At 72.4% G+C, this 14,183-nt stretch carries 14 protein-coding genes; 6 read left to right on the top strand and 8 right to left on the bottom strand.

What is annotated here, in order from left to right; all coding sequences use genetic code 11:
• Positions 1-13 precede the first annotated feature (13 nt).
• Complete coding sequence (locus ACSW7Y_RS11060; RefSeq protein WP_438126335.1) at positions 14-1,276, bottom strand: MFS transporter; 1,263 nt, start codon at positions 1,274-1,276, stop codon at positions 14-16.
• 81 nt (positions 1,277-1,357) lie between these two features.
• Here ACSW7Y_RS11060 and ACSW7Y_RS11055 point away from each other — a divergent pair, with 81 nt between their 5' ends.
• On the top strand, positions 1,358-2,236 hold the full coding sequence (locus ACSW7Y_RS11055) for a LysR family transcriptional regulator (RefSeq protein WP_438126334.1): 879 nt from the start codon (positions 1,358-1,360) through the stop codon (positions 2,234-2,236).
• Positions 2,237-2,344: 108 nt separating this feature from the next.
• On the opposite strand, the gene ACSW7Y_RS11050 is transcribed toward ACSW7Y_RS11055, so the two are convergent.
• The 7 genes from ACSW7Y_RS11050 to ACSW7Y_RS11020 all read right to left on the bottom strand — a co-directional run bounded on the left by ACSW7Y_RS11050 (position 2,345) and on the right by ACSW7Y_RS11020 (position 10,025).
• Positions 2,345-3,094 (bottom strand): hypothetical protein, encoded by a 750-nt coding sequence (locus ACSW7Y_RS11050; protein WP_438126333.1) that lies wholly within the window; start codon positions 3,092-3,094, stop codon positions 2,345-2,347.
• Positions 3,084-3,623 carry an RNA polymerase sigma factor gene (locus ACSW7Y_RS11045; protein WP_438126332.1) on the bottom strand — a complete coding sequence of 180 codons (540 nt, stop codon included), beginning with the start codon at positions 3,621-3,623 and terminating at the stop codon, positions 3,084-3,086. Before ACSW7Y_RS11045 ends, ACSW7Y_RS11050 begins: the two co-directional genes overlap by 11 nt.
• Positions 3,624-3,746: 123 nt before the next feature.
• Entirely contained in the window at positions 3,747-5,159 is a 1,413-nt protein-coding gene (locus ACSW7Y_RS11040) for an MFS transporter (protein WP_438126336.1), read from the bottom strand.
• A gap of 52 nt (positions 5,160-5,211) precedes the next feature.
• A complete protein-coding gene (locus ACSW7Y_RS11035; RefSeq protein ID WP_438126331.1) occupies positions 5,212-5,475 on the bottom strand; it encodes a hypothetical protein in 264 nt (87 codons plus the stop codon).
• Entirely contained in the window at positions 5,472-6,128 is a 657-nt protein-coding gene (locus ACSW7Y_RS11030; protein ID WP_438126330.1) for a DUF308 domain-containing protein, read from the bottom strand. Before ACSW7Y_RS11030 ends, ACSW7Y_RS11035 begins: the two co-directional genes overlap by 4 nt.
• A gap of 115 nt (positions 6,129-6,243) precedes the next feature.
• Positions 6,244-8,262, bottom strand: coding sequence for a hypothetical protein (locus ACSW7Y_RS11025; RefSeq protein ID WP_438126329.1), 2,019 nt, complete (start codon positions 8,260-8,262; stop codon positions 6,244-6,246).
• 125 nt (positions 8,263-8,387) lie between these two features.
• Positions 8,388-10,025 (bottom strand): glycoside hydrolase family 13 protein, encoded by a 1,638-nt coding sequence (locus ACSW7Y_RS11020; RefSeq protein WP_438126328.1) that lies wholly within the window; start codon positions 10,023-10,025, stop codon positions 8,388-8,390.
• A 101-nt stretch (positions 10,026-10,126) separates the two neighbouring features.
• Between ACSW7Y_RS11020 and ACSW7Y_RS11015 the strand changes: the two genes are divergently transcribed.
• From ACSW7Y_RS11015 to ACSW7Y_RS10995, 5 genes are all read left to right on the top strand, one after another.
• Positions 10,127-10,684: an NADPH-dependent FMN reductase gene (locus tag ACSW7Y_RS11015; protein WP_438126327.1), complete on the top strand. Its 558-nt coding sequence runs from the start codon at positions 10,127-10,129 to the stop codon at positions 10,682-10,684.
• A 273-nt stretch (positions 10,685-10,957) separates the two neighbouring features.
• Entirely contained in the window at positions 10,958-11,470 is a 513-nt protein-coding gene (locus tag ACSW7Y_RS11010; RefSeq protein WP_438126326.1) for a MarR family winged helix-turn-helix transcriptional regulator, read from the top strand.
• A gap of 165 nt (positions 11,471-11,635) precedes the next feature.
• Positions 11,636-12,142, top strand: coding sequence for a Dps family protein (locus ACSW7Y_RS11005; protein ID WP_438126325.1), 507 nt, complete (start codon positions 11,636-11,638; stop codon positions 12,140-12,142).
• A 7-nt stretch (positions 12,143-12,149) separates the two neighbouring features.
• Positions 12,150-12,950 carry an SDR family NAD(P)-dependent oxidoreductase gene (locus tag ACSW7Y_RS11000; protein ID WP_438126324.1) on the top strand — a complete coding sequence of 267 codons (801 nt, stop codon included), beginning with the start codon at positions 12,150-12,152 and terminating at the stop codon, positions 12,948-12,950.
• 9 nt (positions 12,951-12,959) lie between these two features.
• Positions 12,960-14,153 carry an NAD(P)/FAD-dependent oxidoreductase gene (locus tag ACSW7Y_RS10995; protein WP_438126323.1) on the top strand — a complete coding sequence of 398 codons (1,194 nt, stop codon included), beginning with the start codon at positions 12,960-12,962 and terminating at the stop codon, positions 14,151-14,153.
• Positions 14,154-14,183: the final 30 nt, after the last annotated feature.

Below are 14,183 nucleotides of genomic sequence, written 5' to 3'. Positions count from 1 at the left end.
CCGCCGCGCGGTGTCAGGCCCGCGCCGCGAGCCGCCCGCCGGCGAAGACGGCGAGCACCGCCACCAGCACGACGTACCCGACGAGCACCCAGAGCGTCGGGAGCACGAGCAGGGCGGCACCGACGGCGACGACCGGGACGGTCAGCCCCGCGTAGGCGATGAGGAACGTCGCCGCGAGCACACCGCCGCGGCGTTCGGGGCCGACGAGCGCTCCCGCGCTCGCGATCGACGCCCGGAACAGCAGTCCGACACCGGCTCCCGCCACGACGCCGCCCCCGATGAAGCCCGCGACCTGCAGGACGACCGCGGACACGGCCAGCACGGCGAGCCCGCCGACCAGCAGCACGACCCCGAGTCGGATCTGCGCCCGCTGGTCCAACCGCGCGAACACGAGCTGGCTCACCGCGCTCGCCGCGAACACCCCGAACGTGGTGGCTCCGGCCGCGAGTCGGTCGGTGACGTGGAAGGTCGTGCCCAGGAACGTCGGTGCGACGGAGGTGAAGAGCCCCTGGACAGCGAGTGCGGCGAAGGCGCCGGTGCCGGCCGCCCAGAACGCGGCTCCCTGCCCCTCCGGAGCCTGCAGGCGCTGTGGTCGGTACGGGACCGGCTCGGTCGGACGGTCGACCGTCTCGGGGGCGGCGAGCACCAGGACGAAGGCGACGGCCAGCGCCACGACGAAGACGACGTAGGGGACCATGAGCGGCTGCCCGACGAACTCGGCGAGCGCCCCGCCGACGAGTGCACCGAGGGAGAGTCCGCCGAGGTTGACCGCGCCGGCCGCGACGCTCGCACCCTTCGCGGCCGACTCGGAACCGGTCGCCCGGACCCGGAGCTCACCGAGGTGCGCCGTGGCCGTGGCCGTGAGGGTGCCGACGCCCAGGCCCGTGACGAGGCGTGCCACGAGCAGCCCGCTCACGTCGTTCCACACCAGGAAGAGCACGGCCGCGACGAGTTCGAGGGCGATCGACACGAGGACGAGCGGCTTCCGGCCGTGCACGTCGCTGAGGTGTCCGGCGAGCCAGAGGGACCCGACGACGCCGACGCCGTAGGCCGCGAAGACCACGGTGGTGACGATGGTCGGGAACCCGTCGCGTGCCTGGTAGATGACGTAGAGCGGCGCCGGGACGGTCGCGAAGGCCATCACCGACAGGAACGCGAACGCGACGGCCCAGAAGCCCGCATCGTGGCGACGGCGGGAGTGCGCCGATCGCCCACGCGGGGCGGGGACGATCTCGGTCGACGGGCGCGGTGTCGCAGGGTGCTCGATGACTGGCATGCTCCGATCCTGCGCCCGGGTGCCCATCGAGTCCAACGGATGCGCTTGATGTCTCCCATCGACGTGATCGATGATCGGGACATGGAGACCCGTCTGCTCGAACAGTTCGTCGCCGTCGCCACGGAGGGGAGCGTCACCCGGGCAGCCGAGCGCCTCTGGGCAGCGCAGTCGACGGTGTCGGCCGGGCTGGCGTCCCTCGAGCGGTCGCTCGGGGTCCGGCTGTTCGAGCGCACCGGCCGCGCCCTCGTGCTGACGACCGCCGGTGAGGAGCTCCTCCCCCACGCTCGCACCGTGCTCGAGGAGCTCGACCGGATGCGCGACCTGGCGACGGTCGACGACGCGGACCTCCGTGGGCGCGTCCGGCTCGGGATCTTCACGAGCATGGACATCGTGGACCTCACCGGGGTGCTCCGCCGATTCCGACGGCGGCACCCCCTCGTCGCGGTCGAGCTCATGACGTCGCCGTCCGGGACCACGGGGCTGGTGCAGGACCTCGTCGCGGGACGGGTCGACCTCGCCTACTCGGGGTTGCCCAGCCCGCCGAGCGGTGTCGTCGTCGAGCCCCTGCGTGAGCTGCCGTTCCGCGTGTTCACCGCGCCGGACCACCCCCTCGCCGGTCGGTCGTCGGTGTCGCTGGCGGAGCTCGCGGACGAGCCGTTCGTCGACACCTCGCACGGGTTCGGCAACCGGGTGATCCTCGACCAGGCGTTCGAGCGGCTCGGCATCCGGCGTCGGATCGTCGCGGAGATGAACGACATGCCGGCCGTCGTCCGGTTCGCCGCCGCCGGGTTGGGGGTCGGGGTCGTGCCGGACTCGGGCGTCCCGCACGAGGGCGCCGTCCTCGAGTTGGAGGACGACGTCCCGCCGCTCCGGATCGGGCTCGCGATGCGGATCGTGCCGGAGCCGAACCGCGCGACGCAGACGCTGGCTCGCGACATCGTCGCGGCACGCGTCGGGTAGGGCAGCACCGACGGACCGGAGGCACGGTGCGCAGGCCGCCCCGCGCCTCCCCACCGACGCGGCCGGTCCGCCGCTGGTGCGTCGGACCGGCCCCGGTGGCGTGGTCCGTCAGTCCCCCCAGATCGTCTCCACCAGCGCCCCCAGCAGGTTGTCGGTCGGGACGTTCACCTGGTCGATCACGATCCACGTCGTGCCACGCACGTACAGCGTGAAGCCCTTCTCCACGTGGTAGTCGTCGAGGATGCTGCGGGACTGGCAGAGCGTCCCCTCGTCATGGTCGACGCACGTGCCGCCGCCGTCGTAGTCGGGGAACCGGCGCACCTCGGCGTCGAGCGCGTCGGGCGTGCCGGTGCCGACCTGGATCGAGATGCCGGAGATGTCCGCCCGCGGGTCGCTCCAGAGGCACGAGAGCTTCGTCGGCCCCAGATCGGTCTCGGGCGAGTCGATCCCCGGGGTCGTCTCGGTCACGGGGATGTCCCCGAACAGGCGGTCGTAGTCGGAAGCGGGCACCATCGAGCGGCAGTCCGTGGGGAAGGTCGGTGCCGTGTCGGACCGTGCCGTGGTGGGGCGCGGTGTCGGGCTCGCGGTGATCGGCGCGGACGTCGGGGTGGTCGCGGACGGAGCCGGCGCGGGCTCCTGCGTCGTGGTCGGAGCGGCGACCGGCCGTTCCTGCTGGGACAGCGACAGGGCGACCGCGCCGGACGCCGTCCCGAGCGCCAGCAGCCCGACGACGCCGATCGCGACGCCCGGACGGACCCGTCGACGTCGGCGACGCGGCGTGGCGCGTTCGAGGACGTTCTGCTTCATCGTCACGAGCATCCGTTGCAGGTCGTCCCCCTCGGGGGGTTCAGTGTTCATCGTGCATCACCACCTTCCGGAGTCGTGCGCGGGATCGTGCGACCCGCTGGGTGACCGCTCCGACGCTCAGGCCGAGCATCTCGGCTGCCTCGGCGTACGAGTGACCGTCGAGGAGGCACAGCTCGCAGATCCGTCGATCGGTCTCGGGCAGGGCCGCGATCGCGTCGCGGACCCATCGCAGACGCTCGGCGGCCTCGGCGTGGTCGTCGGGTGCGGGGAGCTCCTCGGGGAGCTCGACACCGCGGCGTCGCGCCTGCTTGCGTCCGGTGTTCAGCGCGTGGTTCCGGCAGACGACGAGGAGCCAGGGGAGCATCGTGTCCGCCGGGAGCTCGAGGGTCACCGCGCGCTGCCAGAGCGTCAGGAAGGTGTCCTGCACCGCCTCCTCGACGTCGGGACGGCTCTCGACGACCGCCCAGGCGTACCGGGTGAGGGTGGCCGCGTACCGGTCGAACGCCCGGGCGAGCGCTTGCTGGTCGCCGCGCCCGATCGCCCGGACGAGCTGCTCGTCCGTCTCGGTGCCTGTCGTCACATCCACATCCCACCTCCTTCGACCAGGAGTGTCGGGAGGACCCGCGATCATGACAGGACCGTCGCTGGATCGTGATCCCGGGCGTGTCGGAACGGCGTGCGTGGGCTGCGCCCGGCCCGCTCCTCAGTCGTCGAGCAGCGGTGCGATCCCGGCCACCGAGCGGTCGGCGGCGGCCGAGTTGGAGACGAACGCGACCAGGACGATCGCGCAGCCGACGCCCACGACGATCCACCACATCGCGTGCGTCGCCACCGCGAAGGACGGGCCGACGCTCGCGACCGCGCTGGCGCCCGTGACCGTGCCGGCGAGGGCGACGCCGAGCGAGACGCCGGTCTGCCGGCTGGTCGACGCGACCGCGGCCGCCGAACCGGACTGCGCGCGCGGCATGCCGGACACCGCGGTGTTGGTGATGGGAGCGTTCACCATGCCGAACCCGAAGCCGAACAGCACGAACGCCACGACGAGCACCCACATCGGCGTCCGGGCGTCGATGGTGGTGAGGACGGCGCCCGCCCCACCGACGCCGAGGCCCGCGAGGACCAGCGGCGTCCGGGTCCCGACCGATCCGACGAGCCGCCCGGACAGCGGTGACACGAGCATCGTCGCGACGGCCGCGGGCAGGGTCCAGAGTCCGGCCTCGAACGGGGTCATGCCCCGGACCTCCTGCAGGTACAGCGCGTTGAGGAAGAGGAACGCCCCGTTCGCGCCGAACGCGACGATCGCCGTGACGACCGCGGCCGAGAACGGGATGCTCCGGAAGAACCGCACGTCGATGAGCGGTTGCCGACGGCGGCGTTCGACCGCGACGAGCACCACGAGCGCAGCGGCCGCGGCGAGGAAGAGCGCGAGCGCCGCGGGCGACGTCCAGCCGAGCCTCGGCCCCTCGATCAGGCCACCGACGAGGGTGGCGAGCAGGACGATCACGAGGACCTGCCCGGCGGGGTCGAGCCGCCGCGGTTCCGGCGACCTGGACTCGGGCACGAAGAAGAAGGTGAGGACGATCGCGGCGATGCCCACGGGGACGTTGATCCAGAAGATGGCACGCCACCCGACGGAGTCCGTGAGCGCACCCCCGACGAGCGGGCCGAGCCCCATGGAGACCCCGACCACCGCACCCCACACGCCGACGGCGCGTGCGCGCTGCCGGGGGTCGTCGAACGTCGCGGTGATGATCGACATCGCCACGGGGTTCATCATCGACCCGCCGACCGCCTGGACCATGCGGAAGACGACGAGCCACCCGACCCCGGGTGCGAGCGAGCACAGCAGGGAGCCGATCGTGAACAGCGCGAGGCCGATCTGGAACGTCGTCCGCCGACCGATCCGGTCCGCCGTGGACCCGGAGAGGAGGAGCAGGCTCGCCAGGACGAGCGTGTACGCGTCGATGGTCCACTGCAGCCCGGAGATGGAGCTGCGGAGTTCACGGCCGATCGACGGTAGTGCGACGTTCACCACCGTCGCGTCGAGGGACACGATGAACAGGCTCGTACAGCAGACCGCGAGGATCAGCCGCGGGTGGCGGTAGCGCGCCGGCAGGTCGGGCGCACCCTGGAACGGGCGCAGCCGGCTGGTCGTGCGGACGGACCGCTCAGTGGAAGTCGTTGCCGTCCCCCTCGCCCGGGGTCTTGTGACCGCCGAGCATGTCGTTGTCGTCCTGGTCGCTCGTGGACGCGAGCTGCAGCATCGCGAGGACGACGACGACGACGATGAACGCGACGCCGAGGAAGATCACGGCGAGGTGCGGCTCGCGGGTGGAGATGAGGACCACCAGTCCGACGAACACGGCGACGATCGCCGAGATGCCGAGGAGTTCGGCCGGGCGGAGACGGTCGCGGCGGCTGGGGGTGGTCATGCGTGTGGTGCTCCGTCCGGGGCTGCGGCCGGGGCCGCCGTGCCCCACTTGTGCGAGAGTCCGGCGATCACGTGGAAGACCGCCGTGACGGCGAGGTAGGCGCCGAACAGGCCGACGAGGATGATCGGCGCGTCGAGCGTCCCCTGGGCGTCGTCGATGCCGCCGAGCTGCTTCGAGTAGTCCGGCGGGGTGACGAGGAAGGCGACGGCGAGCAGCAGCGTCAGTCCGCCGACGGTCGACCAGTCCCGCGCGAACGGCGAGCGGCCGCGGACCCGGAGTCCCTGGGTGAGCTCGAGGGCGCCGGTGAGGACCGCGAACGCCACCACGATCGTGATGAAGGCGGGGAGCCCGCCGCCCTGGAGCACCAGCGCGGCGACGCCGGCGAGCACGGCGACGACCGCCTGGGCGAGGGTGGTCCGACGGGACCGCACATCACCCTCGAGCCGGCGCGAGCCGATGACGAGCACGATGCCCTCGACCACCGCGTACGCACCGAAGAGCAGCAGCCCGTAGCCCGCAGCGTGGTTCGAGGAGAACGTGATCACGAGTGCCACGATCGCCGCGGGGACCGCGCGGAGCACGGGGACCGGCCAGTAGCGTGCGCGCCGGGTGGCGTCGTCCACGGTGGTGGCGTCGTCCACGGAGTCGGACACGAGACCTCTTTCGGGCGTGCGGATCGTACGGTCGATCCTACCGCCGCCCGGGGTGGACGCCCGACCGCGGGGGCGCCTCCGGACTGAGGAAGCTCCAACCCCCGCGGCCGACCGATCACCGTCGGACGACGTCGGACACCGCGTCCCCGGTGTCGTCGACCGCCCCGTGCCGACGACGCCGGACCGCCCAGCAGGCCGCTGCTCCGGCTGCGGCGAGGACACCGCTGACCGCCGCCGCGAGTCCCAGGTCCTGGACACCGGTGAAGGCGAGGCGGCCAGTCGGCGTGCGCGCTCCCTGCCCGGCCCCCGGGCCGGCACCACCGGGTCCGGCGCCTCCCGGCTCGGCGCGGGGTCCCTCGTCGCGGGGTCCCTCGTCGCGTCCGGGACCGGTGCTCGGTCCGGGGCCGTCCGTGGGCGCCCCGGTCGGCACCGCGGTCGGCCCGCCGTCGCCGCCCTCGACGACGCCGATGGACACACCCGGGGACTCGTCCCCGCCGTCCGGATCGGTCGGCGACGTCGCGGTGGCGACGTTCACGACGTCGGAGCCGTCACCGACGTACGCGGGGTCGAGCACGGCGCGGATCCGGAAGTCGACGGAGCCGCCGGCCGCGAGGGACCGTCCCGATCGGCAGGTGACGACCTGCCCGTCGGCGGTGCAGTCGTCGGGTGAGCCGGCGAAGCGCATCGCTGCCGGGAGCTCGTCGACGGCCCCGACCTCGGCAGCCGCTGCCGGACCCCGGTTGCGGGCGGTGACGAGGTACTCGACCTCGTCGCCGGGGGCGACGCCCTGCGCAGGCGTCACGGACTTGTCGGTCTCGACGTGCGCCACCGTGTCCGCTGCCACGACGGTCGCCGTCGCCACGGAGGTGTTGTCCGATTCGTCGACGTCGGCGAGTGTCGCTTCGGGTGTGATCGTCGCGGTGCTCTCGACGTCACCGGTCGCGTCGGGTCCGAGGCGTCCGGTCACCGTCAGGGTCGCCTCGCCGTCCCGGGGGAGGTCGACCTCGGTCCGGACCGCGCCGGAACCGGAGTCCGCGCCGCACCGGGACCCCGCAGCGGCCGAGCACCGCCACGCGACGTCCCGGAGTCCGTCCGGCACCTCGACGCGGAGGTCGCTCGGGGCGCTGGCGTTCGGGCCGACGTTCCGGGCGGTGACCGTGTACTCGACCTCGCTCCCGGCGACGAGTGAGGCGGGGAGGTCCTGCTCGACGGCGAGGTCCGCCGGCTGCCAGACGCGGAGCCGGTCGATCTCGTGCACGTCCACGTGGCTGCCCGTGGCGCCGGCGAAGCCGAGGCGGAGCGTCCGCGGCAGCGGCGCCTGGCCGTCACCGTGCAGCGGCACGCGGTCGAGGACGGTCCGGAGCGCGCCCCCGGCCTCGAGCCGGACGGTCATCGCGAGCTCGCCCGCCGTGCCGGGCACGAGCGTCACCCGGACCGTCCGCGGGGTGGCGCCGTCGGTGCGCGTGCCGCCCGGCGCGTCCGCGCCGTCGACGTACCGGTAGCCGGTCACGCCGTCGCCGGAGCCGCGGACGACGACGGAGTCCGCCCGGGGGCCGGGCCCGGAACCGTTGATCTCGCCGGAGAAGTTGCCGTAGCGGTCGATCGCGATCCCCGCGAAGCCGCCGGGGACACCGGGGAGGTCGCACGACAGCCCCCCGCCCTGCGTCGCCTCGCGTCGGCAGGAGTACCCGAGGCCGGCGCCGAACGACCCGACGCCCTGCGGGGACGCCCCGTCGGCGAGGAAGAGCACGAGGCCGTCCGCACCCGGGTCGTCCTTCCCGGTGTGCATGGCGTAGGTGAACTCGATCTCGAGCCCGAGGTCCGACGGGAAGGTGTCGTCGGTCGACCAGGCCCCTGCCTGGTTCCGCTCGTCCGTGGTCAGCCGGAGCCGCCCGTCGCGCACCGCCGCGTCACCGTGCAGTGCGCCGCCCGCGGCCGAGGTGAACTCGTTGACGTAGGGGAACGCGAGGTCGTCGGCGGTCGATGCCGAGGGCACGAACGCCGGCGCGGCGAGCACTCCGAGCGCGGTGCACACGGCGGCCGCGCCCGCGAGTCGACGTGCGAGCCAGCTGGAGGGCCGGCGAGCTGGACGGGACCGCGTGGAGCTGGTCCTGGTGGGTGTGGGTTCTGTCATGCACCCGATCGTCGTGAACGACCGCGCCCGAGCAGGGCCCGCGGACCGATCTGTGGACGGAGTCCCGTCGGGCCGTCAGTGTGGAGGAACCTCTCGTCAGACCAGCCAGACCAGCCAGACCGTGGTCAGGCCAGCCAGACCGTGGTCTCTCCCGGGAGCACACCGTCCCCGAGCGGCCCGGACGCCAGCAGTACCGTCCCGGCGGGGATTGCGACGGGCTCGGTGCCGAAGTTCGTCACCGAGCGCCAGCCGTCGTGCCGCTCGAACGCGACGACGGCTGCGCCGGCGTCGATCCACGCGAGGTCCTCGCCGCGCTGCAGCCGCGCGCGCTCGGCCAGGGCCGCCCGGTACAGGTGCAGCGTGGATCCCGGGTCGCCATCCTCGGCCTCGACCGAGCTCGCTCCGAAGTCCGCCGGCTGCGGCAGGTGCGGGCGGGCGGAGCCGAACCCGAACGACGGCCCCGAGGTGGTCCAGGGGATCGGCACGCGGCAACCATCGCGCCCCTTCACGGTGTGCCCGGTCCGGATCCACTTCGGGTCCTGCAGTTCGTCGCGCGGGATCGCCGGCGCCTCGTGCAGTCCGAGCTCCTCACCCTGGTAGACGTACGTCGAACCGGGCAGAGCGAGCAGGAGCACCGTCGCCGCGCGCGCCCGTCGGAGCCCACGCTCCCGGTCGAGCACCGGTGTCGTGCCGTCCGTCATCAACCAGGCGTCGGTGTCCGTCCCGTCGGGCAGGCCGTACCGGGTGGCGTGCCGGACGACGTCGTGGTTCGACAGGACCCACGTCGACGACGCGCCGGACTGCTCGGACGCCGCGAGGTTCCGCTGGATGACCTCGCGGAAGACCGCCGCGTCGAAGGGCGACTCGAGGAGGTCGAAGTTGAACGCCTGCCCGAGTTCCGTGGGACGCGCGTAGAGCACACGACGCGGTGCCGGCGCCCACGCCTCGGCGACGGCGGCGCGGGGCGGGTCGTACTCGTCGAGCACGTGGCGCCACCCCTCGAAGATCTCGTGCACCTCGTCGCGGTCGTACAGCGGGTCGGAGCCGTCGAGCGGCAGCGCCTGCTCGTTCGATGCACGGTAGGGCTCGGAGAGGTCCTTCGCGAGACCGTGCGCGACGTCCACCCGGAAGCCGTCGACCCCGCGGTCGGCCCAGAACCGCAGCGTCTCCTCGAAGTCCCGGCGCACCTCGGGGTTCGACCAGTCGAGGTCCGGCTGCTCCGGCGCGAAGAGGTGGAGGTACCACTGCCCGTCCGGCACGCGGGTCCAGGCGCTGCCGCCGAAGTTCGACACCCAGTCGCTCGGCGGGAGCTCGCCGGACTCGCCCGCGCCCTCGCGGAAGACGTACCGGGCGCGCTCGGGTGAGCCCGGTGCTGCGGCGAGCGCGGCACGGAACCACTCGTGCTGGTCGGAGGTGTGGTTCGGCACGATGTCGACGATGACGCGGAGGTCGTGCTCGTGTGCGGCACGGAGGAACGCGTCGAAGTCGTCGAGTGTGCCGAGCCGCGGGTCGACCGCCCGGTAGTCGGCGACGTCGTACCCGCCGTCGGCGAGCGGCGACGGGAAGAACGGCGAGAGCCACACGGCGTCGACGCCGAGCGACGCGAGGTACGGCACGTGCGAGGTGACCCCTGCGACGTCGCCGAGTCCGTCGCCGTTCGCGTCCGCGAAGCTCCGCGGGTAGACCTGGTAGACGACGGCGTCGCGCCACCAGTCGGCATCGGGGGTGCGGGGCGTGCTGGCGGGCGTCCTCGGGGTGCTCACACGGCCGACGTTACCGATCCCGACTGCGCACGGGAATAGCAGTCCCGACACCGCGATTGGTTGTACGTGACACCTTTCCGTCAACGAACAAGGGAACGCTGATGACGAACGTCCTGGTCCTGGTCGGCAGCCTCCGCGCCGGCTCCATCAACCGCAAGCTCGCCGAGGCCGCGGAGCAGCACGCTCCGGAGGGCATCGAGCTCACCACGTACGACGCGATCACCGACCTGCCCTTCTACAACGAGGATATCGACGGCGACACCCCGCCCGCAGCGGCGGTCGCGTTCCGCGAGGCCCTCGCCGCCGCGGACGGCGTGCTCCTCGTCACGCCCGAGTACAACGGCACGATCCCTGCTGTGCTGAAGAACGCCCTCGACTGGGCCTCGCGCCCGTTCGGCGCCTCGCCGATCTCCGGCAAGCCGCTCGCCGTGATCGGGTCGGCCTTCGGCCAGTTCGGCGGCGTCTGGGCGCACGACGACGCCCGCAAGGTCGCCGGGATCGCCGGCGCCAGGGTCCTCGAGGACGTCAAGGTCGCGATCCCGCAGTCGGTCGTCCGGTTCGCCGAGACCCACCCGCGCGAGGACGACGAGGTCGTCTCGCTCGTCCAGGGTGCACTGCGCGCGCTCGACGACGCGGCATCGGAGCCGGTCGCCGCGTAGTCGCAGGGCCGCAGAACCGCGGAACCGTCACGAGGCGGCCCCGCCGTACCGCGTCCACGAGACCGAGGGGAGGCGCGGTGCCAGCCGGCACACCTCCCTCGCAGGCTCGGTCGGCGCGCCCCGCGCAACGCTTCGCGTCGCCGCTGAGCGGGGCGCGCTCCCGTCTCCTGCACAGCATGCGGGTGCATGCGGATGCATGCGGATGCATGCGGCTGTCCCCCGTCCGCGGACTCGCTAGACGCTCTAGTAAGGAGACGGGTTACGCTGTCCCGCATGTCCACGCAGGAGATCACCGAGGCGTCCGGGTACTGGTTCCCCGACGACGACGCGACGCAGCGGGGCGTCGCCGTCCTCAACGCCCTGCGTCGCTACCGTTCCGCCGAGACCGCGATGCGCCGACGGACGCGCGACTCGATGGGCATGGGCGAGACCGACCTGCTCGCGGTCCGGTTCCTCCTGCAGGCCCAGCGCTCCGGGCGCCGGGTCAGCCCGAAGGACCTCGCGGCGTACCTCAAGATCTCCTCTGCCTCGACGACCATCCTCATCGACCGCCTCGTGAAGTCGAACCACGTCCGTCGCGAGCCGCACCCGACCGACCGTCGGGCCCTCGTCATCGTGCCGACCACCGAGACCGACGACGAGGTGCGGGCGACGCTCGGCGTGATGCACCGCCGGATGATGGCGATCGCCGAGGGTCTCCCCGCCGACGACGCACGGGTCGTCGCACGGTTCCTCGAGGACATGCGCAGCGCGGTCGACCAGGTCGACCCGGTCGTCGCGCACTGACCGCACCCCGGCGTCCGGGCAGTGTGCCCCGACGTGGGAGCAGTGCCCGAGGACCGAGCAGTGTGCCCCGACGTCCGAGCAGCGCGCCCGGGGGACGGACGGCCAGGGAGCACTGAGGCGGACCCGCGTAGACCGGAGTGGTCACCGACGTGGAAGGAGCCGATCATGCACGCATCGGACAAGCTCGCCAAGAACCTCCAGGCGGTCCTCGTGGACCTCATCGACCTGCACGTGCAGGGCAAGCAGGCGCACTGGAACATCCTGGGCACGAACTTCCGTGACCTCCACCTGCAGCTCGACGAGATCGTCGACGCCGCACGCGAGTTCGCGGACGACACCGCCGAGCGCATGCGCGCGCTCTACGCCGTGCCCGACGGCCGTTCGTCGACCGTCGCTGCGACGAGCCACCTCGACCAGTTCCCGGACGGCGAGATCACGACGCACGACGCGATCGACGAGATCACGCTCCGCCTCTACCAGGCGACCGGCACCATGCGCGACGTGCACGACGAGGTCGACGAGGAGGACCCGACCACCGCCGACCTGCTGCACGGCTTCATCGAGCGCCTCGAGCAGTTGGCCTGGATGGTCTCGGCGGAGAACCGCTCCCCCAGCACCCCGCTGGCCTCGGCCACCACCCCGGCGGTCGCGAGCGCTTCCGACCACGAGTAAGCGGCGCATGGACCTCGGCATCCAGGGCAAGACCGCGCTCGTCTTCGGCGGGGACTCGGGGATCGGCTGGAACACCGCGCGGATCCTCCTGGCCGAGGGCGCGACGGTCGTCGTCACCGATCTCGACCAGAGCCGCCTCGACACCAGCGCAGACCAGCTCGAGGCACCGCACGGCAAGCTGTTCGCCTTCGCCGCGGACGTGACGAAGGCGGACAGCCTGGCCGTGCTGCACGACCGGGTCCGCGAGGCCGTCGGCGAGATCGACATCCTCGTGCAGTCCTCCGGTGTCACGGGCGCGCAGGGGTTGTTCCACGAGATCGACGAGCAGGGCTGGCTCGACACGATCGACATCGACCTCATGGGGCCGGTGCGGATCACCCGCGAGTTCATCTCGGACCTGCGGACGGGCGGCTGGGGTCGCATCGTCTACCTGGTGTCCGAGGACGCCTCGCAGCCGTACGACGACGAGCTGCCGTACTGCGCCGCGAAGGCCGGGGTGCTGTCGTTCGCGAAGGGTCTTTCGCGCAGCTACGCCTCCGAGGGGCTGCTCGTGAACTGCGTCAGCCCCGCGTTCATCCACACGCCGATGACCGACGCGATGATGGACAAGCGGTCCAAGGAGCTCGGTACGTCCTTCGACGAGGCCGTCGCGTCGTTCCTCGACGAGGAACGCCCGTACATGGAACTCGGACGCCGCGGTGAACCGGAGGAGGTCGCGAACGTCGTCGCGTTCCTCTGCTCCGACGCCGCGAGCTTCGTCAACGGCGCGAACTACCGGGTCGACTCCGGTTCGGTCGCCACGATCTAGGAGCACCACATGACCGACTTCCGGTACCTCATCGTCGGCGGCGGGATGGTCGCGGACTCCGCGGCCCGCGGCATCCGCGAGCTCGACACCGACGGGTCCATCGGCATCGTCAGCGAGGACGTCGACCGCCCCTACGCGCGGCCTGCACTCTCGAAGAAGCTGTGGACCGACCCCGAGTTCAGCTGGGACGAGAAGGTCGACCTCCACACGGAGGAGACCGGCGCGACGTTCGTGCTCGGCACCCGGGTCACGGCGATCGACCGCGACGCGAAGACCGTCACGACCGACCAGGGCGACACCCACGGCTACGAACGCCTGCTCATCGCGACCGGCGGCAAGCCCCGCGGGCTCGAGGGGCTCGAGCCGTCCGACCGTGTCCTCGACTACCGCAGCGCCGCCGACTACCGGAAGCTCCGGGAGTACGCCGACGCGGGTGCTCACGTCGTCGTGGTCGGCGGCGGGTACATCGGCACCGAGATCACGGCCGGCATCTCGCAGAACGGGGCGAAGGTGACGTTCGTCGACCCGGACGAGGTCGTCGGTGGCCGGATGTTCCCGGACGACCTCGCGCAGGCGTTCCAGCAGCGCTTCGTCGACGCCGGGGTGGACCTCCGCCTCGGTCGGCGGGTGACGTCGGGCTCGGAGCAGTCGGACCGTGTCGTGCTCACGCTCGACGACGGGTCGACGGTCGAGGCCGACGCGGTCGTCGTCGGGCTCGGCATCGAACCGGTCACCCAGCTGGCCGCGGACGCCGGGCTCACCGTGCGGGACGGCATCGTCGTGTCGTCGACGCTCCGGACCGACGACGAGTCGGTCTTCGCCGCGGGTGACGTCGCCGAGTACCCGGACCGCATCCTCGGTACCCGTCGCGTGGAGCACGTCGACAACGCGCAGCAACAGGGACGCCAGGCGGGCCGGAACCTCGCGGACGCCGACGAGACCTACGACCACACGCCGATGTTCTACTCGGACGTGTTCGACATGGGCTACGAGGCCGTCGGCCAGGTGTCGTCGTCGCTGCACACGGTCGAGGACTGGCAGGAGCCGACCGTGACCGGCGTCGTGTACTACCTCGACGACGACCAGGTCGTGAAGGGCGTGCTGCTCTGGAACGTGTGGGACAGGACCGACGAGGCCCGGAAGGTGCTCGCCGACGCGCACTCGCTCACGCCGGACATGCTCGTCGGACGCATCCAGCCCTGACGGGCAGGACCGACGGACGGACTGGAGGCG

This window comes from Curtobacterium flaccumfaciens (assembly GCF_051548005.1).
Lineage (GTDB): Bacteria > Actinomycetota > Actinomycetes > Actinomycetales > Microbacteriaceae > Curtobacterium.
The sequence above is the reverse complement of the archived record's forward strand: the minus strand, read 5'-3'. Positions and strand labels throughout refer to the sequence as shown.

Coding starts and splice junctions, on each gene's coding strand:
- ACSW7Y_RS11060 (WP_438126335.1), bottom strand. CDS start 1,276: ATGCCAGTCATCGAGCACCCTGCGACACCGCGCCCGTCGACCGAGATC.
- ACSW7Y_RS11055 (WP_438126334.1), top strand. CDS start 1,358: ATGGAGACCCGTCTGCTCGAACAGTTCGTCGCCGTCGCCACGGAGGGG.
- ACSW7Y_RS11050 (WP_438126333.1), bottom strand. CDS start 3,094: ATGAACACTGAACCCCCCGAGGGGGACGACCTGCAACGGATGCTCGTG.
- ACSW7Y_RS11035 (WP_438126331.1), bottom strand. CDS start 5,475: ATGACCACCCCCAGCCGCCGCGACCGTCTCCGCCCGGCCGAACTCCTC.
- ACSW7Y_RS11025 (WP_438126329.1), bottom strand. CDS start 8,262: ATGACAGAACCCACACCCACCAGGACCAGCTCCACGCGGTCCCGTCCA.
- ACSW7Y_RS11015 (WP_438126327.1), top strand. CDS start 10,127: ATGACGAACGTCCTGGTCCTGGTCGGCAGCCTCCGCGCCGGCTCCATC.
- ACSW7Y_RS11010 (WP_438126326.1), top strand. CDS start 10,958: ATGTCCACGCAGGAGATCACCGAGGCGTCCGGGTACTGGTTCCCCGAC.
- ACSW7Y_RS11005 (WP_438126325.1), top strand. CDS start 11,636: ATGCACGCATCGGACAAGCTCGCCAAGAACCTCCAGGCGGTCCTCGTG.
- ACSW7Y_RS11000 (WP_438126324.1), top strand. CDS start 12,150: ATGGACCTCGGCATCCAGGGCAAGACCGCGCTCGTCTTCGGCGGGGAC.
- ACSW7Y_RS10995 (WP_438126323.1), top strand. CDS start 12,960: ATGACCGACTTCCGGTACCTCATCGTCGGCGGCGGGATGGTCGCGGAC.